Annotated in this window: 24 protein-coding genes and 1 pseudogene; 20 read left to right on the plus strand and 5 right to left on the minus strand. The window is 35.3% G+C overall.

Going from position 1 to position 23317, the window contains the following annotated elements; genetic code table 11:
* Nucleotides 1-947: 947 nt before the first annotated feature.
* The 3 genes from ABWU40_RS02800 to ABWU40_RS02810 all read right to left on the minus strand — a co-directional run bounded on the left by ABWU40_RS02800 (nucleotide 948) and on the right by ABWU40_RS02810 (nucleotide 4825).
* The gene (locus ABWU40_RS02800) at nucleotides 948-1967 is read right to left on the minus strand and encodes a virulence RhuM family protein (protein ID WP_138265019.1); all 1020 of its coding nucleotides are present in this window, start codon (nucleotides 1965-1967) and stop codon (nucleotides 948-950) included.
* A 553-nt stretch (nucleotides 1968-2520) separates the two neighbouring features.
* Nucleotides 2521-3627, minus strand: coding sequence for a hypothetical protein (locus tag ABWU40_RS02805; protein WP_353279356.1), 1107 nt, complete (start codon nucleotides 3625-3627; stop codon nucleotides 2521-2523).
* Entirely contained in the window at nucleotides 3593-4825 is a 1233-nt protein-coding gene (locus ABWU40_RS02810) for a hypothetical protein (RefSeq protein ID WP_353279358.1), read from the minus strand. The genes ABWU40_RS02805 and ABWU40_RS02810 overlap by 35 nt, the downstream gene beginning before the upstream one ends.
* Nucleotides 4826-5042: 217 nt before the next feature.
* On the opposite strand from ABWU40_RS02810, the gene ABWU40_RS02815 reads away from it, so the two are divergent.
* The 13 genes from ABWU40_RS02815 to ABWU40_RS02875 all read left to right on the plus strand — a co-directional run bounded on the left by ABWU40_RS02815 (nucleotide 5043) and on the right by ABWU40_RS02875 (nucleotide 16477).
* The gene (locus tag ABWU40_RS02815) at nucleotides 5043-5498 is read left to right on the plus strand and encodes a crossover junction endodeoxyribonuclease RuvC (protein ID WP_353279360.1); all 456 of its coding nucleotides are present in this window, start codon (nucleotides 5043-5045) and stop codon (nucleotides 5496-5498) included.
* 108 nt (nucleotides 5499-5606) lie between these two features.
* Nucleotides 5607-6812: a DNA modification methylase gene (locus ABWU40_RS02820; RefSeq protein ID WP_353279362.1), complete on the plus strand. Its 1206-nt coding sequence runs from the start codon at nucleotides 5607-5609 to the stop codon at nucleotides 6810-6812.
* A 28-nt stretch (nucleotides 6813-6840) separates the two neighbouring features.
* Nucleotides 6841-7326, plus strand: coding sequence for a hypothetical protein (locus ABWU40_RS02825; RefSeq protein WP_353279426.1), 486 nt, complete (start codon nucleotides 6841-6843; stop codon nucleotides 7324-7326).
* A gap of 19 nt (nucleotides 7327-7345) precedes the next feature.
* Nucleotides 7346-8824, plus strand: a complete 1479-nt coding sequence (locus ABWU40_RS02830) for an ankyrin repeat domain-containing protein (RefSeq protein WP_353279364.1) — start codon at nucleotides 7346-7348, stop codon at nucleotides 8822-8824.
* Nucleotides 8821-10647 carry a phage terminase large subunit family protein gene (locus ABWU40_RS02835; RefSeq protein WP_353279366.1) on the plus strand — a complete coding sequence of 609 codons (1827 nt, stop codon included), beginning with the start codon at nucleotides 8821-8823 and terminating at the stop codon, nucleotides 10645-10647. Before ABWU40_RS02830 ends, ABWU40_RS02835 begins: the two co-directional genes overlap by 4 nt.
* On the plus strand, nucleotides 10640-10864 hold the full coding sequence (locus tag ABWU40_RS02840; protein ID WP_264687077.1) for a gpW family protein: 225 nt from the start codon (nucleotides 10640-10642) through the stop codon (nucleotides 10862-10864). Before ABWU40_RS02835 ends, ABWU40_RS02840 begins: the two co-directional genes overlap by 8 nt.
* Nucleotides 10861-11565 (plus strand): glycoside hydrolase family 25 protein, encoded by a 705-nt coding sequence (locus ABWU40_RS02845; RefSeq protein ID WP_264687078.1) that lies wholly within the window; start codon nucleotides 10861-10863, stop codon nucleotides 11563-11565. The genes ABWU40_RS02840 and ABWU40_RS02845 overlap by 4 nt, the downstream gene beginning before the upstream one ends.
* Nucleotides 11562-12965: a phage portal protein gene (locus ABWU40_RS02850; RefSeq protein ID WP_353279369.1), complete on the plus strand. Its 1404-nt coding sequence runs from the start codon at nucleotides 11562-11564 to the stop codon at nucleotides 12963-12965. The genes ABWU40_RS02845 and ABWU40_RS02850 overlap by 4 nt, the downstream gene beginning before the upstream one ends.
* A 14-nt stretch (nucleotides 12966-12979) precedes the next feature.
* On the plus strand, nucleotides 12980-14026 hold the full coding sequence (locus ABWU40_RS02855) for a S49 family peptidase (protein WP_353279371.1): 1047 nt from the start codon (nucleotides 12980-12982) through the stop codon (nucleotides 14024-14026).
* A gap of 141 nt (nucleotides 14027-14167) precedes the next feature.
* On the plus strand, nucleotides 14168-14536 hold the full coding sequence (locus tag ABWU40_RS02860; protein ID WP_353279373.1) for a head decoration protein: 369 nt from the start codon (nucleotides 14168-14170) through the stop codon (nucleotides 14534-14536).
* A gap of 44 nt (nucleotides 14537-14580) precedes the next feature.
* Nucleotides 14581-15585, plus strand: a complete 1005-nt coding sequence (locus ABWU40_RS02865; RefSeq protein ID WP_353279375.1) for a major capsid protein — start codon at nucleotides 14581-14583, stop codon at nucleotides 15583-15585.
* A gap of 93 nt (nucleotides 15586-15678) precedes the next feature.
* The gene (locus ABWU40_RS02870) at nucleotides 15679-15984 is read left to right on the plus strand and encodes a hypothetical protein (protein WP_265030468.1); all 306 of its coding nucleotides are present in this window, start codon (nucleotides 15679-15681) and stop codon (nucleotides 15982-15984) included.
* Between the two features lies 1 nt (nucleotide 15985).
* Nucleotides 15986-16477 (plus strand): phage tail protein, encoded by a 492-nt coding sequence (locus ABWU40_RS02875; RefSeq protein WP_265030467.1) that lies wholly within the window; start codon nucleotides 15986-15988, stop codon nucleotides 16475-16477.
* A gap of 107 nt (nucleotides 16478-16584) precedes the next feature.
* Here ABWU40_RS02875 and ABWU40_RS02880 read toward each other — a convergent pair whose 3' ends face one another.
* Together ABWU40_RS02880 and ABWU40_RS02885 are read right to left on the minus strand one after the other, a co-directional pair.
* Nucleotides 16585-18639, minus strand: a complete 2055-nt coding sequence (locus tag ABWU40_RS02880; protein WP_353279378.1) for a recombinase family protein — start codon at nucleotides 18637-18639, stop codon at nucleotides 16585-16587.
* A gap of 33 nt (nucleotides 18640-18672) precedes the next feature.
* On the minus strand, nucleotides 18673-19023 hold the full coding sequence (locus tag ABWU40_RS02885; RefSeq protein WP_353279380.1) for a hypothetical protein: 351 nt from the start codon (nucleotides 19021-19023) through the stop codon (nucleotides 18673-18675).
* Here ABWU40_RS02885 and ABWU40_RS02890 point away from each other — a divergent pair.
* From ABWU40_RS02890 to ABWU40_RS02920, 7 genes and pseudogenes are all read left to right on the plus strand, one after another.
* Nucleotides 19005-19415 (plus strand): annotated as a pseudogene (locus ABWU40_RS02890) (hypothetical protein); the annotation flags it as partial. The gene ABWU40_RS02885 and the pseudogene ABWU40_RS02890 sit on opposite strands and share 19 nt — an antisense overlap.
* Complete coding sequence (locus tag ABWU40_RS02895) at nucleotides 19402-19866, plus strand: phage baseplate assembly protein V (protein WP_015588267.1); 465 nt, start codon at nucleotides 19402-19404, stop codon at nucleotides 19864-19866. The pseudogene ABWU40_RS02890 and the gene ABWU40_RS02895, both read left to right, overlap by 14 nt.
* Complete coding sequence (locus ABWU40_RS02900) at nucleotides 19863-20117, plus strand: PAAR domain-containing protein (protein ID WP_264707706.1); 255 nt, start codon at nucleotides 19863-19865, stop codon at nucleotides 20115-20117. Before ABWU40_RS02895 ends, ABWU40_RS02900 begins: the two co-directional genes overlap by 4 nt.
* A 2-nt stretch (nucleotides 20118-20119) precedes the next feature.
* Nucleotides 20120-20455 (plus strand): GPW/gp25 family protein, encoded by a 336-nt coding sequence (locus ABWU40_RS02905; RefSeq protein WP_264706663.1) that lies wholly within the window; start codon nucleotides 20120-20122, stop codon nucleotides 20453-20455.
* Between the two features lie 2 nt (nucleotides 20456-20457).
* Nucleotides 20458-21252: a baseplate J/gp47 family protein gene (locus ABWU40_RS02910; protein WP_264377083.1), complete on the plus strand. Its 795-nt coding sequence runs from the start codon at nucleotides 20458-20460 to the stop codon at nucleotides 21250-21252.
* Nucleotides 21252-22412 (plus strand): phage tail protein, encoded by a 1161-nt coding sequence (locus ABWU40_RS02915; protein WP_264707707.1) that lies wholly within the window; start codon nucleotides 21252-21254, stop codon nucleotides 22410-22412. Before ABWU40_RS02910 ends, ABWU40_RS02915 begins: the two co-directional genes overlap by 1 nt.
* Before the next feature lie 168 nt (nucleotides 22413-22580).
* Nucleotides 22581-23300, plus strand: coding sequence for an ankyrin repeat domain-containing protein (locus ABWU40_RS02920; RefSeq protein WP_264377082.1), 720 nt, complete (start codon nucleotides 22581-22583; stop codon nucleotides 23298-23300).
* The last annotated feature ends 17 nt before the right edge of the window (nucleotides 23301-23317 follow it).

The following is a 23317-nucleotide window of genomic DNA, read 5'->3' on the forward strand; positions in this document are numbered from 1 at the left end:
AAATACGAAAAACCTACTATTGCATTTTGAACAACTTGAAAAAAAAGATGAAGGACCTAAAAGTGAAAGACAAAACAATTTATAATAGCGTTTTAAAAAGACTCTATGACCCAAGGCTACAATTTACCACCAAGACCTAAGTTACTCATGTAGGGTAGCTTAAAACTCGATTACGAGGCACTTCTAAATTATTTTTTACCCCAAACTTTTATTTACTACAAGAAACCCTAAAACTAGTTTATCATGTTTTTTTGTTGGTTGCAAAGAAAATTTTTCAAACTTAAAGAACAAATGGTTAGTAGACTTTTTGAAACGTTATTTTTGCAACAGCCAACTTATGTCACTTCTATCATAGAGAGGGTAATAAAATACTCCTACCTTTTAAAACGCTTTAGGAGGTCCTTACAACACTATTTGTAATTTAGATATAAAAGTTCGTCTTTTTTTAATTAACGCGTGTAGCTCCCCTAAAAACTCGAATAAAAGGCATCTTTAGTAACCCAACTATTGCAAAATAAACTTACTGGTAAGTTTAACACATTTTTTACACTTTGCAAAGAAAATTCTTCAAAAAAGATTGAACGACTTGTGGTGAGTATAAGGGTTTAATGGAGACTATATGAGAATACAACAACTTTTATTGCAAACCTCTGAGCAATTGATTGCAAAACTCTCAGTAATGAAATCAGCAAATTGTAGATGAAGCTCAAGGAAAAAAGTTACTGCCATAGAAGAAGAAACAGAAGCTACAGAACTCTTAACCCGCTTAATAGTTCAAAATGGAGACAAAGATCTAAATTTATTTATTTACGTCTCCAATTTTATCGCGTATAATGGAGACAAAGATTTATGTTTTCACTATTTATTGGCAGATAGGGCTTTCTAAAGGGTGGGTCACCCCCCTTGAAATTAAAATAAAAGCAAGATGTCAAACATAGATAGCTCAACTACAAGCTGGTTTTTGTTGTAGTTATTTTCTCACTTTCTTTACTTGCTTTAATTAATTCATCAAAGTCAGATTCATGTAATTTATCTTGTATAACTCTATACTTTTCGTATTCTCCTTCAGCTAGAGCTTTTGCAACTTCAGCACTAACTTTACCAGCATCTTTAAGCACTTCATAATCATTGAACAATAGAAATGCATCCAACTTTTCAACCCAATTCTGCATTTTCATTAGCCGATGCTTTCTTGCTTGAAGTTCCGCATAATCTAGATACATCGAAACAATATGATTTAGTTCACTCAACTCTTTTTCAGTCAAATAGTTTTTTGCAGTACTCACATCACTCTTATGAATTTTGTTGCCAGAACCATCTTTCCATGTAGTTAGCCCCATATGTGGCTTTTCGTGATCAACTCGAGAACATATCAACTCTGCTGCAGTTAAACCATAAATTGCCCAATATAATTTATTTTGTACTTTTGCGTAAAATTGTCTTGTTATATCCGAATGTGGATCATAATCTGCAGAGCATTCAGCATAAATATCTGTAATCTTCTGGTAAAATCTACGTTCGGATGCTCGTATTTCCCTGATTTTTTCAAGTAATTCATTGAAGTAATCTTTGCCAAACTTTGGGCCGTTTTTTAGCCGTTCACTATTCAATGCAAATCCTTTGATGATAAAATCCCTCAAAACTTTTGTAGCCCATACTCTGAAAGATGTAGCCTTTTTAGAATTAACTCGATAACCAACAGCTATGATTGTATCTACATTATAAAATTGCGTCGGGTAATTTTTACCATCTGCAGCAGTTACCTCAAAAGTGGAAACAACTTCTTTTTCTTGTAATTCACCAGATTCAAATATGTTCTTTATATGCTTACTAATAGCCGGCAGTTGCACATCAAATAATTCAGCCATCCTTTTTTGCGTAAGCCAAAGATTTTCATCTCTGCATAAAACTTCAATTTCTATATTTCCACCTGGGGTAGTATAAAATACAATCTTATTCTCATCCATTATCTATCTCCTATAACTTACAAACAAACCATTAATGAAGTTTAAGGAATTTAACCAATTAATTGTCTTTACTGCAACCAAATTCTTTAAAACGTCTTTAGAGGGCTATTATAACTTATTAATGAGCTAGATAGAGGGGGATATATGTTTTATCAAAAATCCATTTGACCTCTTCTCAGCTCCAGTAAACAGTTCTTTCCAAAATGGAAACAACTCAGGTGTCTAGAAGTTCCGTTTAGCGGGTTCTTAAAGCTCTTTAATTTCTGAGCTACATTCAAATTATTTTAACTTTTTTTCAGAAAATCCCGAAAAAAGTAGTGAGAAATCCGGTATATATATTATAGAAGGGCATTGAGTGTAGATGTGCTTCAAACACAAAAGCCGGCAAACGAACAGAGTAGAAAAGATTGAAGAAAGCAAAAGAAACGAGATAGGTTTTTGGTGAGTTACGTAATTGAGAATTTATATTTTTTTAAATAAGACAAAAACTGTATTTTAAAGCTAGATGTGACTTTAGGGTAAAATATACTACTTTTACTTCTCGTCAACACAGTTAACGAACTACCACAGTAAAAGGGTTAATACGGTAACCATAATGTTTACGCGATGATCCAGGCCAACCAACTGTTTGAATCACATCATTACGTTCGATGTTTAGTCCTAACTTTTTGGCTAATGTAGTTTTTATTGTTCTTTGAATTGTGTTTATTGGTTTTCTAATGTAATGTTCTGGATCTGCTTCTGGATCAAGATTTAGGCGCTTTTCTATTTCAGTTATGCGAAGCAACATGTGTTTTTCAGGAGGTAATTCTTTTTTACAATCATTCAAAAATTGTTCAAATAATACGCGCAAAACTTTCATACATGCTACAGCTTTCTTATTTAGAATCTCTATATTGTTTACGTAAAGTGAGCCCTCTATCAATTGCAACTTTAGTAATTCCTTCTCTTTAGAAGGTTCAATTAGATTAAGTGCAGTATGTAAGATTTGCATTGAAGTATTTGGTATAAACTCTAGTACTCCTCTTTGTGCTGCTTCTTGGAATACTTCAATTAAAGTCTTATGCTGAAAGAAAAGGTCAACCATTTTTACTGTGGGCAAATCAAGAGGTATGTTTGATGGATTTTTTCTTAGTATTATTAATACAGTTGGATTAGCTTTAAGCTTATCTATCGTTAAGAATGTTGGATTGGTGCAAAAATCAAGTATGATTAAACTTACAATCTTACCTTGTCCACCAACATGATAAACTCCACTTTCCACTTTTTGCCACATAAAATTTGTATCACTTAGCTGACCTTCAAACCAATTCATAAATTTCTCTGGGTTAAAATATACAGATAAGCGGTGAAATCTTTGCTTCTTGTAGGTATTAGGTAAAATATCGCGATTGCAATCTTCACAGATTATGTTTTCACATGCCTCATCAAAGTCCTCATCAATGAAAATCTCGTTTTTACAATATGGATCAATTACATTTGGCCAATCTAATTTATCTTGTCTACGAGAGCAGATAATGTAAGACCTCTCTTGCATCTGAATTAATTTAAGATCTGACAAATACCTTGCTGCTTTGATGTAATTTTGATTTGGATTAACCCAAGAGCTGCTAGAATTAAGAAGATCAGAGATTTGCTCTTGGCAAGATTGTAAGACCATAAAATTGTTTTATGTATGCTTTAAAATCATCTCTTTCCCTTTTATTCAGAGGATGTTCAGAGTAGTAAATTGCTATATACTCATCACTTCGCTTGAAAAATAAGCCTATCTTTTTGCCTTGAAATATTACTTTAATCGACTCTATAAATGGCACTATGTCTCCTACAAATGGCTTTAAAACATGCAATTCCGGTGCAATAGGATCATATGGAGCGACAGTCAAAGTGATATTAGTATAGCTGTAATTGAAACGATTTGACTGAAACTTTAACTCAAAAACACGAATATTTGAATCAGATTCATTAATACAAGTTTCTATAAATTTATGCACCTGTTCCGCGAAGTTTTTATCCTGCACATCTACAAAAATACATTTGCAGCCAAAGTAACAACTTGCAATGCTATTTGCTATTTCTATAGCTTGATCGATATTTCTAGCACCAAGATCTACCTGAGTGCCATTTAGTAGAAAATCCAAAATCATCCACTCTGCCTTATGGCCATGAATAACTTTGTTTGAATTTAACAACAAATCTATATCGCTAGCTTTGCGTATTAACACATATAAACGATTCTGATGATAGAAGAAACCTTGTAGTTGATTCTCGAAACTGTCATTTCTCTTAATGTTATCTTCTTTCAGTATTTGTTGTATGATTTCCTCTGAGATAAAGTCCTTAAATGGAGTATTTGGTCGTCTTGGTATTTTTTGTAAGGCAAAAGACATGAAACTCTTTCTTTGTATTTTTTCAAAGTGATAGACAGACTTTAAAAGATTGTAATCTGCATGAAACAGTAGAAACAGCAAAGACTTCTTATCATATTTATTATTATTTTTTACAAGGTAGGATTTCATGAGTTCTGTAGTTAATGCAGATCTTGCAATTTCACTGACAGTAACTTCTAGTTTTGCACGGTCAAAACAGGTAATCAAGTAGTAAGTAACGAGAGAATCGGAATAATTAGCAATAACTTTACGTTTGTATTGTACAGATGTATTATCGTAACTTTCATCATCAAAGAGTTGAGCATTTAATTTATCTTTAAAGGAGTTTTGAAAAATAATATTTAATTGCTTACCAGAAAGTGAATCTATCCAAGACTGACGTATTTTTGTATTGTGAAAACGGTCAAGCAAATGGTTAACAGGGACTTCTAAATCATCTTCCCAAAATTTACGATTTGGATAAATGTTCATAAGAAACTAACCACACCATAATAACATAATAGACTATTTAAATAGTTAAGATAGAAATCTGAAAGTCTTGACCAATAATTATGCAAGGGCTGTTTACTGATTTTTAACCAAGTTTTTTCTAAAAAGTTTGCTTAAGAAGAAGATTTTTTGGACAAAAATTTTTCAAATCCTGAATATATATTATATAGCACTCTAGCGAAACAAATTCTGAATATAAATGTCAATCCTAACACTAGACCTCGGTAAACAGACAGGCTGGGCAATTCTAACAGATGGAGTAATTGAAAGTGGAAGCAAAAGTTTTCATGGTAGCCGTTTTAGCGGAGGTGGCATGTGCTTCTTAAACTTTCGTAATTGGCTTAATTCTTTGAAAGACATTTCTGCGGTTTATTTTGAAGAAGTAAGAAGACATTTAGGAACTGATGCAGCTCATTGCTACGGTGGGTTTTTGGCTGTTCTCTCTGCTTGGTGTGAAGAACATCATGTGCCATACAAAGGTGTTAATGTTAAAACTATAAAACGCTTTATAACAGGCAAAGGGAATGCAAGTAAGAGTGAAGTTATTGAAGCTGTAAAGGAAAAAGGGTTTTCACCTAGAGATGATAATGAGGCCGATGCTTTGGCATTAATGTTCTATATTAGTAAAGATATTAATAAGACGAAAAATCCATAAAAGTGGGTCCTTTCAGCCAGAATGGCGGATTTGGTAGGGTCGACCTCAGGCCTTCTTTAGCGTCAGAGATATTTTGAATATTAACTTTTTAATTAGTATAGCAATTATATGAATTTAGCAATCCACTACTATCCTACTCGAAACCTAGTTGAATATGAGCGTAATCCTCGTAAAAATGATGACGTAGTAAATAGAATGTGTGCTTCAATCAGGGAATTCGGCTTTCGTATTCCAATAGTTGCAAAAAGCGATGGAACTGTGGTTGATGGTCATTTAAGACTGAAAGCAGCAAGAAAACTTGGTATAGAAAGTATTCCTGTGGTTTTAAGTGATAATTTAAATGAACCACAAACTAAAGCTTTTCGATTACTGGCAAATCAATCAGCTAATTGGGCAAAGTGGGATGATGAGCTTTTGAAAGTAGAAATTCAAGAGTTAGAAGATTTACAGTTTGATCTTAAAATGACTGGATTTGAATTAGAAAAAGTTCAACATTTCCTTGATGATTTAGATAGTGAAAAAGAAGATCTTTCTGACTTAGCTATTGATGACAAAAAAGTAACAAAACCAGGTGATCTATGGATTTTAGGTGATCATCGAATCTATTGTGGTGATAGCTCTGTAGTTGAATCATATAAAGCGCTGTTAGATGATAAAATGGCAGACATTACTGTTTGTGATCCTCCGTATAACGTTGATTATGGTAGCAGTCAAGACAAAAAGATACTAAACGATAATCAAGGTGAAAAGTACGAACTTTTTCTCTACGATATCTGTTCCCATATTTTAGCATATACGAAAGGTGCAATTTACATTTGCATATCATCATCAGAGTTTTCAACGTTGCAAAAAGCATTTGAGGAAGCGGGAGGAAAATGGTCAACATTTATCATTTGGGCAAAGAATCATTTTACACTAGGCAGATCTGATTATCAGAGACAATATGAAGCAATGCTCTATGGATGGAAAAGCGGTAATAAACGTGAGTGGCATGGAGGTAGAAATCAAAGTGATCTGTGGTTTTATGATAAGCCAACACACAACTCACTACACCCAACGATGAAGCCAGTAGAGCTAATGGAGAAAGCAATAGTTAATAGCAGCAGACCTGGGGATACTGTGCTTGATCCATTTAGTGGTTCTGGAAGTACACTGATTGCATGTGAGAGAACAGGAAGAATCTGCAGAACAATAGAGCTAGATTCAAAATTTGTAGATGTCACGATAAAACGTTGGCAAGTATACACGGGAAGAGATGCCATTTTAGCCGGTACTGGTAAAACTTTTGCAGAAATTCAAGAAGGAAATTCGTAAAAAGGAGCAAAAAGAGAGGAGAAAAAGAGTGGAAAAAATCACACAAACAGAATGGGCAAGAGAGATAGGAGTATCAAAGCAATACGTCTGTTATTTAGTAAAAAAAGGAATAGTTAAGTTGGAGGATGGTTTGATCAATAGAGAACAAGCAAATGAAGCGGTGGCAGCAATAAGAGATCCAAGTCAGCCACTTAGGAGGAAAAATCCAGAAAACGAAAATACAAGTAACCTTTCCACGATATTGCTAAAAACTAGAATAAAAAATGAAATGGAACGAGGTAAACTGCTTGAGGCAAAGGCAAAAGCTGAGATTGGTGAACTTGTAGTAGTAGAAGAAGTAAAGCGCGATGCGTTTAATGTAGCAAGAGTTGTCCGTAATAATTTGCTTAATATTCCCAATAGAGTTTCAGCACTGCTTGCATCACTGAGTGACACTGAAAAGATTCATATGGCGCTAACCGAAGAGATTACAAACTCATTACAAGAATTATCTAATACTAAATTTCAAATATAAGAAAGATTTTGAATATAAAATGGCTAATAACTTAAGTTTGGAGTTAATAAAGTGTCTCATTAATCAACCTGGATTAGATGTTAATGTCAGAGGATTAAATGGAAAGACACCACTACATTGTGCTATAGAATTTGATGAATTAAGCATGGTAGATTTGTTACTCACGAAGAAGAATATTAATCCTTTTGTGGAGGATAATGAAGGTAAAACATCTCTTGATTACGCCAAAGAAGGGAAAAAAGCAGAAATATTACAAGCACTAATTAATAACAAATACGGGTCAGAACAAGATAGCTTACTTCATTTAGCTGCAATGATAGGTGAAGTTAATGCAGTTAGATATTTGATCAGAAAAGGTATTGACGTTAATGTACGAAATGCTTTGCATCATACTCCATTACATCTAGCAGCAGGAATAGGACATGCAGAAGTTGTAAAGATTTTGATAAGAGAAGGAAAAGCTGAAATCGAGGTTTTTGATGCACGAAATCAGACACCGATGCACTATGCAGTTAACAACAAAAAATTGGAGATAGTAAAGTTATTACTGGAGCTAGGAGCAGATGTAAATAGCGCACGTGTAGGACAAAACTCGATGAAATTATCACCTGTTCATATAGCTGTAAGTAATACTAATTACGATGAAAGAGACTTATGTCTTGATATCCTCAAATGCTTAATAAAGGAGCCTAATGCTCAAGTAAATTTGCAGGACTACGAAAATAAAACACCACTACATTATGCTGAAAGACTGAAAACAATAGAAGTTTTACTAACGCGAGAAGATATAGACCCTCTGGTAAAAGACGATAGCGGCAAGACACCATTTGATTACGCTAAACCTGAGATAAAGAAGGCTTTGGTGAGTAATAAATACGGTTCTGAGAAGAATAGTCTACTCCATTTAGCTGCACAAATGGGAGAAGTTGAGCTTGTAGAGTCTATTTTAAAAGAAGAAATTGATATTGATATTTCAAACAATAAAGGTCTATCACCGATTTACCTTGCTGCAGAAAAAGGACATTTACATGTAGTAAAATTACTACTGAAAAAAGGAGCAAACTATACACCTGTTCTGCACTCAGCAATCAAGTCAAATAATTTAGAATTGCTAAAAACTTTATTTAAAGAAAAGAGTATCAAATTACCAGATGAGATAGGCAAGTCTGTACCAGTTTATTATAGATGTATAGAATATAGAGATGCAAAAGTAAGAAAATACAATAATGTGATCTGTATTTTTACCTCAGTAAGTGCAGTAGCAATATCGGTATATATAGGGTTAACAGCAACAACAATAAGCAGTGCAATCATTTTTGCAACAGTAACAGGAGTATTTGCGCTTGTTATAGCAATAATGATAAGTGAGATGAGTAAAAGATATATAGAAAACGAATTTCAGAAAAAGATGTTTATGGAATTGGAGGAGTGTGGAGGAATAAACTCTACTGTTAACAATATTGAGATAGAACCAATTATGAGTAGATGCAGACAATGATATACGCTAGAGCTTTTTCTGAAGGTTTAAGACCAGATCCCCAGCTTAAAGTATCAGAGTGGGCGAATGAGTATCGAGTTTTAGCAGCAACTGCAGCATCAGAGCCAGGTAAATGGAGAACAGAGAGAACTCCTTATTTAAAAGAAATCATGGATTCACTATCTCCGTCCTCACCAGCAGAAAAAGTAGTATTCATGAAAGGAGCACAGATTGGAGGAACAGAAGCAGGAAATAATTGGATTGGCTATATCATCGATCAAACGCCAGGGCCAATGCTAGTAGTACAGCCGACAGTTGAAATGGGAAAGCGTTGGTCAAAAGGAAGATTTGCGCCACTGATTGAAAGTACACCATGTTTAAAAAGTAAAGTAAAAGACCCAAGATCAAGAGACTCAGGCAATACTGTACAAAGTAAGGAGTTTCCAGGTGGAATAGTAGTAATAACTGGAGCGAATAGCAGTGTAGGACTTAGATCCATGCCAGTAAAATATCTCTTTCTTGATGAAATAGATGCCTATCCAGGAGATTCAGGAGGAGAAGGTGATCCAGTACTGCTCAGTATTGCTCGAACTAATACATTTGCACGTCGAAAGATTTTTTTAGTATCAACACCAACGATTCATGGAATAAGCAGAATTGAGAAGGAGTTTGAAGCAACAGATAAGAGATATTTTTTTGTACCATGTCCGCATTGTAATTACTATCAAGTTCTAAAATGGTCACAAATAAAATGGGAAAATAACGACTCAAGAACAGCACATTATGTCTGCACTGAATGTAGCGGCAAAATAGAAAATCATCAAAAGACAGAGATGCTAGAACGTGGAGAATGGAGAGCTACAGAGGCAAAAGAAGGGGAGAAAAAAGGATTTCATCTTTCAAGTCTTTATAGTCCAGTTGGCTGGTATAGCTGGACTCAAGCAGTAGAAGATTTTCTTCATGCAAAAGAAAGTGAACAATTACTAAAAGTTTGGATAAATACCACTTTAGGAGAAACTTGGGTAGATAAGGGAGAAGTACCTGACTGGAAGCAATTATTTAACAGGAGAGAATTTTTTCAGATTGGCACAGTACCAAAAGGTGAAGTGGTTCTCACAGCAGGTGTTGATGTACAAAAAGATCGTCTAGAGGTAGAAGTTGTAGCCTGGGGAAAAAGCCGCGAAAGTTGGTCAATAGACTACCGAGTATTTGAAGGTGATACTGGAGGAGGAGAAGTATGGGGAAAACTTTCGGAGCTCCTCAATCATCATTTTATCGGTGAAAATGGTCTTGAATACATGATAAGTATGATGGCGGTTGATGCTGGGTATGCGACACAAGAAGTATACAATTGGGTAAGAGGTCATCAAGGATCTGGAAGAGTAATGGCAGTCAAAGGTGTAAACAAAGCGCTAGTACCACTTAGCAGCCCAAGTAGAGTAGATATAACAGTTGGTGGCCAAAAGCTAAAGAGAGGAATAAAGCTCTGGCCAGTAGGAGTATCGATATTAAAGTCAGAGCTTTTTCAATTACTTAATATTTTAAAAGATGGTGAAGAAACACCGCCAGGATATTGTCATTTTCCCGAGTATGCACCTGAGTATTTTAAGCAGCTAACGGCAGAGCAATTAGTCAGCAAAGTGGTGAAAGGATACACCAAACAAGAGTGGCAAAAGGTAAGAGAAAGAAATGAAGTACTAGATTGCCGAATTTATGCGAGAGCTGCATCTATTGCACTTGGAATTGATCGTTGGCCAGAGAGTAAATGGAATAGTTTGAGTGGGAAAATGGAAAGTAAAAAACCTAAAAAAGTAAGACAGAGTAAGTGGTTGAAAAATGTATAACGAAGAGTATTTGTTTCAAGTTGAACAAGCAATAAAGAAGCTGCAAAGCGGAGAGCGAGTAGTATCAATTGCATATGGTGACCATGTTGTGAGATATGCTGAAGTTCAGATAAATGATTTACTAAGCTTAAGACAACGAATTAAAGCTGAACTCAAGATTGCAGACATGAAGCCAAAGAGGAAAATTGTTTTTGCAACAAATAAAGGAGTTATATGAGGGAAAATTTTCTGAGAAAAGTTGTAAAAGAGGAATATTCTGAATTTTTAGAGCAATTAAAAACTTTCATAAAACTATGGGAGAATAGAGAGAGTTCAGTAAATGGAATAATAGATTTGTCACATTGGCAAGAAAATGTGGATTTTGAGTTAGCTAAAGAGAATGGTATAGTTGGAGTAATTCATAAGGCAACGCAAGGAACAGGGTACATAGATACAAAATACAAAGAAAGAAGAAAAGAAGCTGAAGACTTGGGTCTATTATGGGGTTCATATCATTTCGGTGTAGGGGAAGATGGAAAGGATCAAGCAAATCACTTTTTGAATACAGTGGGTAAAACTAAAAATACAATTGTTGCTCTTGATATTGAAGAGAACGAAAGTGGAAAAAATATAGAACCAAGACAAGCAGAAGATTTTATAAAAAAAGTTCAAGAAGAAACAGGGCGTTTACCTTTAGTGTATGGAGGTGCTAATTTTTTGAAAGATTTTGCCACACCAATTTTGACGAAATGTCCATTATGGATAGCAAGATATGGAGATCAACCTGTTTTACCGCAAGGCTGGAATAAGTGGATTTTATGGCAATACACCGAAGGTAAAAATGGTCGAGAGCCACATGAAGTAGAAGGAATCGGAAAATGTGACAGAAATAAATTTAACGGCACATTAAAAGAATTAAGAGAATTTTGGTTAGTATGATGCTGAAAAATTTCAAACAACTATTTAGCAAGCCAAAAATCAAAAGCTCAGCGTGGGATGCAGCAGGTTCAGGAAGAAGATTTTTTCACTTTCAACCAGAGTTAGGAAGTATAAACAATTTGCTGTCTCAAAACCTTGAAACTTTACGTAGTAGATCACGTGATATGGTGAGAAAAAACCCATATGCAGCAAATATCATTGATACCATAGTGAGTAATTCTATTGGAACAGGAATAAAGCCGCAATCAAAAGCAAGAGATGGAGAATTTCGAAAGAAAGTACAAGAATTATGGCTAAAATGGACAGATGAAGCAGATAGCTGTGGAATAAGTGATTTTTATGGATTACAAGCTCTAGTATGCAGAAGTATGATAGAGGGAGGAGAGTGTTTTGTACGTTTAAGAACGAGAAAGCTGGAAGATAGATTTTCTGTACCATTACAACTGCAAGTACTTGAGTCTGAACATCTAGATAATAAAACAAATCAAACTTTAGGAAATGGTAATGTAATAAGAAACGGGATTGAGTTCAATAGACTTGGGCAAAGAGAAGCATATTACTTATTTAGAGAACATCCAGGAGAAGGCTCATTTGGAGAATCAGTGAGAGTGCCAGCAAATGATGTTTTACATATTTATAGACCACTAAGACCTGGGCAAATTAGAGGAGAGCCATGGCTTTCGAGTATACTTCTGAAACTTTATGAGCTTGATCAATATGATGATGCAGAGCTGGTGAGAAAGAAAACTGCAGCAATGTTTGCTGGATTTATTACGAGACTCGATCCTGAAGCAAATATTTTAGGAGAAGGCGAAGCAAATGAGCAAGGAGTAGCACTATCAGGTTTAGAGCCAGGAACAATGCAGCTTTTAGACCCAGGAGAAGATATAAAATTTTCAGAACCGTCAGATGTTGGAGGAAGTTATGAAGCGTTTATAAGACAGCAACTGAGGGCAATAGCAATAGGCACAGGGATAACATACGAGCAACTAACAGGAGATTTAACCGGCGTTAATTATTCATCAATCAGAGCAGGATTAATAGAGTTTCGTCGTAGATGCGCTATGCTGCAACATAACATTATGGTATTTCAATTTTGCAGACCAGTATGGGATAGATGGCTAGAACTTGCCACTTTATCTGGAGAGCTTTCTACAACAGATAATCAAATATTTAAAGATGTAAAATGGGTACCGCAGGGATTTGATTGGGTGGATCCGCTAAAAGATCAGCAAGCACAGCAAATGGCAGTAAGAAATGGATTTAAGAGTCGATCGGAAGTAGTATCAGAAATGGGTTATGATGTAGAAGAAATTGACCAAGAAATAGCAGAAGATCAAAAGCGTGCTGATTCTCTCAACCTTTTCTTTGATTCTGATGTCAGGACACAAACAAAATAAATCTCGTTTACTTTATGGAAATTTTACAAACCAACTGGCTATGTAGGCCGATGATGATAGAGCAAAAAAGCTTTGACCTGTTGTCACTATATAAGGGAAAACAACCTATCTTGAAAAATATAAAACATACAGTAAATCAGAATATAGAAAAAACAGCAGTAATAGCAATACATGGAATTTTGACCAAAAAACCAGGAGCTTTTGACGTCTTTCTGGGAATGACATCATATGAGCAAATAGAAGAACAAATTACACAAGCATTAGCAGATAGTAGCATAGAGACAATTATACTGGAAATAGACAGCCCAGGAGGAGAGGTAAACGGTATATTTGACCTGGCTGATTTTATTTATGAATCAAGAGCAAAAAAGAGAATTGTGGCATTAGCAAATGATGATGCATATTCTGCTGCGTACGCTATAGCCTCTAGCGCTGAAAAGGTATTTGTGAGTAGAACTTCAGGAGTAGGAAGTATTGGAGTAATAGCAAGTCACATAGATCAAAGTGGATTTGATGAAAAGCAAGGTATTAAGTACACCACAATCTTTGCTGGTAGTCGAAAGAATGATTTAAACCCACATGAGCCAATGACGTCTGAAAGTCTGGAAAGTTTACAAAAAGAAGTAGACCGACTATATGAAATGTTTGTGCAGCTAATAGCACGAAATCGAAACCTTTCTATAGAAGCAATCAAATCAACGGAAGCAGGGCTATATTTTGGGGAGAAAGCAGTAGAAATAGGTCTTGCAGATGGAGTTACAACATTTTTTGAATTTATCAATAATCATAGGAGTGTTAGTATGACAACTAATGAGTTAACTGAGGAAGGCTACGAGAACTATCGTAGAGAAATTTTAGAGATAATAAGATTATGTAATGTATCAAAGATGCCAGAAAAGATAGGAGAATTTATTGAGCAAGGCGTAAGTGTTGAGCAAGCCAGGGAAGTTTTAATGGAATTACTTGCAGAGAGAACGAAAAAGACAGAGATACTGAGTGCAATACCACAGAATTCGCAGGAAGATTTGATGACACAGGTAGCGAAAAGTCGGTGCATTTAAATTTTATAACCGCCGTATATAGTGCTCTGTGGTAAACAAATGTTCAAAATGCGCCATAATGGCTAATTATAAGGTAATAACCGCGGTGTATAGCAGTTATAAACACGGCGGTAAAAAAATAAAAAAAGGAGAGAAAAAGACATGATAAGTATAACTGAAGGAAATAATTTAGGCGATCTCTTAAAATATGAAGTGTCCAACCTATATTCAAGAGACCAAATAACGGTAGCAAAGGGTCAAAATCTGAAGCTAGGGACAGTTGTTGGTCGTGATAAAGACAACATGATTAGGATAATAAATCCAATTGCCACAGATGGCACACAAACAGCAATAGGTGTAATAACAAGTGATGTAAATGCGACAGAAAATGCCAAAGCAGTAATTATTACTCGTGGTGCAATACTAGCAGATCATGCAGTGGTGTGGCCAGCAAATATCACTGAAGAGCAAAAAAATGCAGCAATAAAGCAACTTGAAGGACGAGGGATCATTATCCGTAAAGCAGTCTAAGGCTATATTAAACAATAAAAAAACACAAAGGGGGAAAAGAAAAAATGCAAAATCTATTTACAAATACAGCATTTAGCATGACGGCACTAACAAATGCGATGAATATATTGCCGATAAATTATGGACGAGTTGAAAATTTAAATTTGTTTCCAAGTAGGTCAGTAAGATTTAGACATATTACCATAGAAGAACACAACGGAGTTTTAAGTCTATTGCCAACACAAGTTCCAGGAGCACCAGCAACAGTAGGAAAAAGAGGAAAAAGAAAGGTAAGAACGTTTACGATTCCGCACATTCCGCATGATGATGTAGTGCTGCCAGAAGAAGTACAAGGAATAAGGGCATTTGGATCAGAGAGTGAACTTAAAGCGCTTGCAGATGTAATAACTGATCATTTGCAGCTAATGAGAAACAAACATGCAATAACATTAGAGCATTTGCGAATGGGAGCGCTAAAAGGAATAATTTTAGATGCAGATGGATCTGAATTACTTAACCTGTACACAGAGTTTGGAATTACAGCAAAAACAGTAAACTTTGCTCTTGGCACAGCAACAACGGATGTAAAGCGTAAGTGTATGGAGGTACTAAGGCATATTGAAGATAATCTAAGTGGTGAATATATGACAGGAATTCATGCCTTGGTAAGCCCTGAGTTTTTTGATGCATTAACTTCGCATAGTAAAGTGAAAGAAGCATATGAGAGATGGCAAGAAGGAGCAGCACTAAGGAACGATATGAGATCAGGATTTACGTTTTGTGGCATCACATTTGAAGAATATAGAGGGCAAGCAACTGACCCTGAAGGAACGGTGAGAAGATTTATTGAGAAAGATACAGGGCACTGTTTTCCAGTAGGAACAGCGAGCACATTTACAACATATTTTGCACCAGCAGATTTTAATGAAACAGTAAATACACTAGGACAGCCACTTTATGCAAAACAAGAGCCAAGAAGATTTGATAGAGGGACTGATTTGCATACGCAGTCAAACCCTCTGCCAATGTGCCACCGCCCGGCCGTTTTGGTCAAGGTCGTTGCAATATAACAATACTGATAGAGCAACAAAAAGGCAGTTAGTACTCTATCAGCATATACCTTATTAGCATACTGATGAAAACTTAATGAATAAAATAGAAGAATGCAAGAGAGTATTAAGCGATTATTTAAAGATTGTTTTGCCCATCTAGGAGAAGTAGCTTTGTATGAGTCGAAAAATAAGGCATACATGGTACAAGTATTAAAGCAACAGCCAGATAAATTATACGAGATTGGTGAAGGACAATTTGTGAGGGAGATGTTGATTTTGGAGGTGAGTGTCTTTGATATATTAAAGCCAATGGTAGGAGATATCTTCGTTATTGGTAACTGTAAGTATAAGGTGCACTCACCACCACTTAGAGATAAATCTGGAATGATCTGGCGAATCGAAGCATCTGGGGTATAGAATGTCTATTCATATAGAAGTTAATAGTAATAAGGTAATAGAAAGTGTAAACGCTAAAAGAAGAAAAATAGAATTAGCAATAGTGAGTGCATTAAACAGAACGGCACTATGGTTAAAAGCGCAAGCAGCTAAGGAAATTAGTGAGGAAAAGAAAAGTTTGATAAGAAAGAGATTAAGAATTTTTAAGGCGAAAACTAGCAGATTAGAAGTGTTAATTAGAGCAAATCTCTATGACATTAGAGCATCGACAATTGGCAAGATACAAAAAACAAGAAGAGGATCGAAAGTAGGAAAGCATGAGTTTATAGGAGGATTTGCAGCAGTTATGCCAAAAGGAAATAGCGGTATTTTTAAGCGTGAAGGAAGAGCAGCATTGCCAATAAAGGAAGTTAAATTGTCACTCGAACCTGAGGCTTCAAGGATAATAGGGAATCTTGTTAATTATGAAGTTGAAAAGGTATTTGAAAAATATTTTATACATTACATGAGTTAAATTATATGCATGACAAAGTTCTGGAAAGATTTACATCAAGCAATTTGCAGCACACTGAAGGAAGAAATACCGGCTATACAGACATGCGATTATACATATTGATGCTCCTATAAAAAATTTGTGTTGTTGAATTTACCATTTTTAAAATCCATAAGGATTCTAACAGTCTCTGGCGTATCTTCAAATAAATATTTGCCCTTGGCTTTACTATCATCTTTTCGTATTTTAATCTGGCCATTATTTATTCTATAATAAAGCCAAGATTTAGTAACATTGAGAATTTTTGCAATTTGTGTAACAGTAAGGTATCCAGATACTTTAAGTGGTTGTGCTTTATTCTTTTCTCGCATAATATTATTTTTTAATCGAATATTTGCTACTGTACTTTCCAAAACGATATTCTTTGAGCATGAGGGAGAACGATGTCCTTGTTTTTCTAAGTACTTAGCGATTTCTGCATCTGTTTTACCTTCTTTACTCAACTCTATTATAGACTGTTCCATTTCTGTTGCTTTATTCAGTTTATAAAAGGAGTTTACTGAAATAGGAACATGAGAAGTAGTAGTTTCACCACCATGCCATACAATGCGTACTTGAAGGCAATCACGTCTGATCCGGTGTGCTATTACCTTATCAACTAGACAACGCAGAAAAGATTTTTGTTGCTGACGTGACAGAACATGCCAAATTTTAGGTAATTTCTTACCTACATCTAAAAATACTGTTTTCAGTTCCTCAGATAATTGAGGAGTCGGTTTACTTGGATACTGACGTTCAAATGTAATTTCCGCTTGCTTAAGTTCATTCAACGCTTGTTCCCAACGTCTTTCAAGTTCTGCAGCTACAAGACGATTATCAGGATCAACTTGATTAAATTGTCGTTCTGCCAATCTCACTTGGTATCTCAGGCGTTCTAATTGTTGCAAATAAGCTTTATTAACTGCTTGTTCAGATTGTAGCTGCGAATTAATAGCCTCAGTATAGGCGTCTAGCTCGATTTGACTCAGTGCTGCAAAAAATTTAGGAACTACTTCATTGTCAATAATATCAGCAGATAAAAATTGACATGCAGGTGAAAGATATTGTTGGTTTAGGTACGTGCATAAATAATGATTTCCTTTTTTATACTTCACTCTCATTTTGTGTCCACATTCTCCACAATAGATTATTCCATGTAATAATGCTGCACCTGGTCTAGCTATACCACGTGTTCTATTGTGATTATACTCTGCATGATTATCTTTTAGTATTCCCTGAATCTTTACAAAAGTTTCCCAATCTATATAAGCTGGATATTTATCTTTAATCAGGACTTTCCATTCCTCCATTGGCAATCTCTTTGTTGTTTTGTCAGCAGAAGATGGTTTGTGACGTGTAGTACAAGAACGACCATAAACAAATGCTCCACCATAAGCTGGATTTTTTAGTGTTGAGCGAATTGCTGTAATCGTCGGTTTTTTCCACTGCAGTTCTTTAAATTTGTCATACCTAGGAATGGTAAGTTGGTTGTTGTTAAAATGTCTCAGAACTTTTGCTACTGTTCGCTTTTCTAAAAAAGTTTCAAAAATAAGCTTAATACGGTGCTGAACTTCAAGGTTAGGATCCTTATGCACAGAACCATCAATGTTACGAACGAAACCGACTGGAAGGGATAAGGCTAAATCTCCTCTGGTTGCTTTATTTAGTAGTCCAGCATTTAGTCTAGCTCTTATAGTAGATAACTCCATTTCAGCAAGTTGTCCCTTCAGACCAAGTAACAGCCTACCATTAATAGTACCAGGATCATAAATACCATCCCGATCAGCTATCAAACACTGTCTATAGCCACATATGTCTAGTAATGGATACCAGTCAGAACAATTACGTGACAAGCGGGTTACATCGTAGGAAAGAATAATCCCTACTTTTGATAAAGTGACTTTAGCAAGAATTTCTTTAAATCCTTCACGCTTTTCAGCACTGGCACCAGTTAAACCGAGATCACTATCAATGACTACAATATTATCAGCTTTCCATCCAAGGTCAATTGCTCTTTGTTTCAGCGCATACTGCAATTCCAAACTTTCTTGATTGCTTAGTACTTGATGGGGTGTTGATTGTCTGATGTAAATTATTGCTTCGCGTGCTAGATGTTGTACTGTGATTAGCTCTGATGTACTCATAAATAACCTCTTTTGATACTAGTAATATATTTTCTAAGACTTCTGACTTGAAGTGTTGCGGCATTTTCTTCCACACCCGATTTGGTTTACATGGCATAATTTATACCCCTTTGCTAGAGAAACAAATTCGTATAATGAATCCCATGTGAACTTACTGGTGAGTAAATCTTGCTTGCCAGCCAAGTTGGTAGCAGAAAACAGAATACGTAGAGTCATGTAATCACGATAAATAACAGATATATTACCACCTTTGTAGACTGTTGAGCTGCAAGATGATACGGGAAAAGTTCTGCCAAACAGTGGATGTGTTGGATCTGTAACTGTAATTTCTTTTTGGTTGTTGAAGGGGGTGTTAAGTTGATTGATCGTGTGAAATTTATCCATCGATAAGAAAAGAATTAGTAGCGCCAGCGGTGTTTGTAGAACTAACAAGTTTAGAACCAGGTAAAGATGCAGGTACTGATGAATTAGCATTGAAAGCCAGGTTTGAGGCGAGGATTGTAGTTGATGGAACAGTAGAGGATTCCTCGGTAGTTGTTAGAACATTAGCTGCTGAGGTTGCGAGAGTAGTAAATAAAAATACTTGGAATGTGGAAAATGTTTCACCAGGAGAATTTATCTCTGCGGAAATTGACGGATTTAGGCCAGAGCTCGATGCATATTTAGTGTGGATGGTTGATTGGAGTCATCAGCTTCATTTAGGTAAATCAGTATGGGAAGAGGGGAAAATTAAACCACATACAATAAACGTAGGAAATATAAATGTTGGATCATAGTTTTGCGATTTCAGAGCTGAATAGGAAGCTAGCAAACGTTATTCGTATAGGAATTGTAAAAGAAATAGATTATGAAAAAGCAAAAGTAAGAGTGAAAATAGGAGAATTTTTAACAGATTATTTACCGTGGATAACAAGTAAAGCAGGAAAAGATAGAGATTGGTCTCCGCCAGATATTGATGAACAGGTTATGATATTTTCTCCTCTTGGTGAACTATCATTAGGAGTGGTATTAGGAGGAATATATCAGGAAAAATACCCTGCACCAGAGAATAAAAAAGAAATAAATAGTGTGAAGTTTCAAGATGGAACAAGATTGTTATATGATAAGGAAAAACATCATTTAGAGATTGAAGTAGTAGATAAAATAACACTGAAAGCTGGGGAATCGAGCATAGAAATGACAAAAAGTGGAATAAAACTGAAAGCAGAAAGGATCGACTTAAATTGAACAAAGGAATAGTGAGGTTAGGAGACTACTGTGGAGAAGCTATACCACATTTCTGCATTAGCGGAAGTAATAATGTTTTTGTAAACGGTAAGTCAATGTGTAGACAAGGAGACAGTTTTAGTGAAGGAAAAGTAATGATTCAAGGATCAAAAACAGTGTTTGCAAATGGTCTTAGTGTAGGAAGAGTAGGAGATATAGTTTCATGTGATTTTAAAGTAATAAAAGGCAGTGAAAGCGTTTTTGCAAAATAGAAATGAAGGGTATGGATGCTAAAACAGGAAAAGCGTTAGAAGGAATAGAGCACTTAAAGCAATCTGTCGTAGATATTTTAACTACCCCTATTAATAGCAGAGTAATGAGGAGAGATTATGGGTCAAGATTATTTGAATTGGTGGATAAGCCAATAAATAGAGATTTAACACTTGAGATATATGCAGCAACAGGAGAAGCTTTGGAAAAATGGGAAAAGAGATTTAAGTTAGAAAAAGTAAAAGTTGAAGGAGTAAAAGAAGGGAGAGTAACATTGAATTTAGAAGGTGTCTATCTTTCAGAAGGCAAGTTCATAAATATTAGTGGAGTAGTTGTTTAGAAATGCAGACACCTAATATTATTGAAAAGCTAAGTTATGAAGAAATCTTTTCGAGAATGAAGGAAGAATTGGTCCGTAGGGATGAAACCTTTTCAGCATTAGTTGAAAGTGATCCAGCGATAAAGATTCTTGAGGTAGCAGCATGGAGGGAATTGTTACTAAGACAAAGAATAAATGAGGCAGTAAAAAGTAATGTACTGAAGTTTGCAATGGGAGAAGATCTTGATAATTTAGCTGAGTTTTATGGTGTAGAAAGGGAAAAAGGGGAAGATGATGAACGATTTAGAAAAAGAATTAAAGCAAAGATAGTAGGTTGGAGCACATGTGGGAGCAAGGAGTATTATAGGTATCACGCACTGTCAGCAGATAGAAGAGTAAAAGATGCATTAGTAGAATCACCTATACCAGGGAAAGTACAAATTTCAATCTTATCAACACAATTATCCACAACTGGCATAGTGTCAGAAGAGCTACTTGAAATTGTAAAAAAGCAAGTTACTAGAGATGATATAAGGGTTTTAACAGATGCAGTAACAGTGACTGGTTGCAATATTATGGAAATAGATATTCACAGCAGAATGAGTATAAGTCCTATAATATCAAAGGAGGAAATCAAGAAGCAGTTTATTGAGAGGTTTGAATTAGCAAAAAGATTAGGGTGGAGTGTAACAAGATCGTGGATAATAGCGAATCTATTTGTAGATGGTGTAGAAAATGTGGAATTAATAGAGCCAAAAGAGGACGTTGTAGTACTAGGAAATGAGTGCGCTGCATTAAGAAAGTTAAAGGTTGAGTAATGTTATTGCCACCAAATGCAACAAACCAGGAGAAAGCGCTAGTAGATGCAATAGATTATAAGGTTGATCCAAGCTGTATCAGAGGGTTTAAGTTTAGTCTTAAAGATGAAATACTACCGTGGATAATAGAAGAATATGGTTTAGAAGAAATACTGCGTTGGATAAAAGATAGAAGAAAAGCTGTAGTAGAAGGAGTAAAATTTCAAAGACTGAGAGGAACTCCAGCATCACTAAAAATAGCATTAAAATGGGCAAATATAGAAGATATTACAATTATCGAGGAGCCACCCGGTAAACACTTTTTTGAGTTGCAAGTAGGGATAAAAGAGGTACCAAATGACTTCTTCGTAGATGCAGTAGTAGAGCTGGCAAAACTATCACTGCCTGTAAGATCCAGATTGATGAGGATTTTTAACGATTATTATAATGTGCAGAGATTTATATTGGATGAGAGTTTATTTGGAGATCTTCTTTCTGATTATTCAGGGGTAAAAATAGAAAAAGATGGACCAGTGTTATCATTTGGAAGAGTAAATTTTTTCAGGTCTAGTGGTCCAGTTATTAGGATTATAGAAAACTATCTACGTAACCATTATGAGCAAGCATTTAGTAATGACATATATCGCTTAGATGTAGCAGTACTTGGAGAAACAGAGCCTCACACAAGGGATTATAAAGGCATCTATGAAAGAGATCATTTGTGGTACAACTTAAAAGCACTATATCCTCTAACTCAAAGCTTATTACCATCGATTAAATTTGCTAAAGCGCAGATAGTATTATCGGACAGTTGGAACTTAGGAGAAATAAATGAGTGCTTTCCAGTTAGTAGCGTGGAGGAAAGAGGGAATAAATTTGTATTGGGAAGTAGTAAACTATCTGAACAACTATGGAACTTAAAATACGAGCAAATTTTAGAAAGGTTTAGCGTCACTCATTTTTATCAAACAAAGAATTTCATTGACCAGAAAATAGTAGGATACGTTATAGCAGAACACAACGTTTACTATAAAAATGATTTGGATTCAGAGCAAAAAGACTCAATACACGAATTAGAAAAGCACATTTTAGTATTTTACCCGGGAGTACTGAAGTGGCACGAACATCGACATTTGCACAGAAGTTGGAAAAATAGTCAAGTAATATCTATAATAAGTTAAGTACTTATATTTAGATGCTCATATATTATATTAATAATAGGTTAAAATGTATGAAATAAAAAGAAAAGGACTTGCTTTCTCATGCTAAAAAGGACATGACTTGAATAGCAGCAGGTAAATATAAGAAATTTATCTGACGCTAGAAAAGCTAATTTTGTGAGGTATGAAATGAGTTTTAGTGAGGTAAAGAAAGAATCTTTTAGTAAGTTTTTTAAAGAAGTATCAAGTAACGATATTAATCAAAGAAATGAAGAAGGAGAGACGATATTACATCAAGCAGTAGAAATCTCCAATTACAAAACAGTGAGGTTCTTAATAAAGAAAGGAGCAGAGGTTAATGCAAGAGATAAAAATGGTTATACGCCACTACACTGTGCAGTATTTGCGAAAAGCTTAGAAAATGTAAAAGTGCTGCTAAGGTCGGGAGCAGAAGTAAATGCCACTCAATATGTCAGTGGATGTACGCCACTCCACTCTGCGTGCAAGATGGGAGGAGCAGGAGTTGAAATAATAAAAGAGCTAGTAAAGGCAGGAGCTGAGGTTAATCAACTGAATAAATATGGTGCAACGCCAATGTATTACATCTGGGAAAGTGAAAAGTATCGTCTATGTGATAGCAAAGAGAGTGAAAAGGCAAGTAAATTTTTGAGAGAAAAAGGAGGAGTAACAAAAAGTAGAGAACTGACATGCTATGGAATAGAGAGGTTAGTGGGAGAAATAGCAGACATGTTGAATGGGAGTTATTTACCGGAGCTAAAAATAATAGAGATAGGAGAAATAAGGAAGAGAGACAAATCACTAATAAAGGAGGAATGTAAAAATTTAGCAAGCAAGATAATGAGCCAAGTGAACGAAATGATAGATGAGGTAGCGAAAAGGAATGCTTAAAAGAGGGATTAAAATTT

This window comes from Wolbachia endosymbiont (group A) of Cydia amplana (assembly GCF_964028495.1).
Lineage (GTDB): Bacteria > Pseudomonadota > Alphaproteobacteria > Rickettsiales > Anaplasmataceae > Wolbachia > Wolbachia pipientis.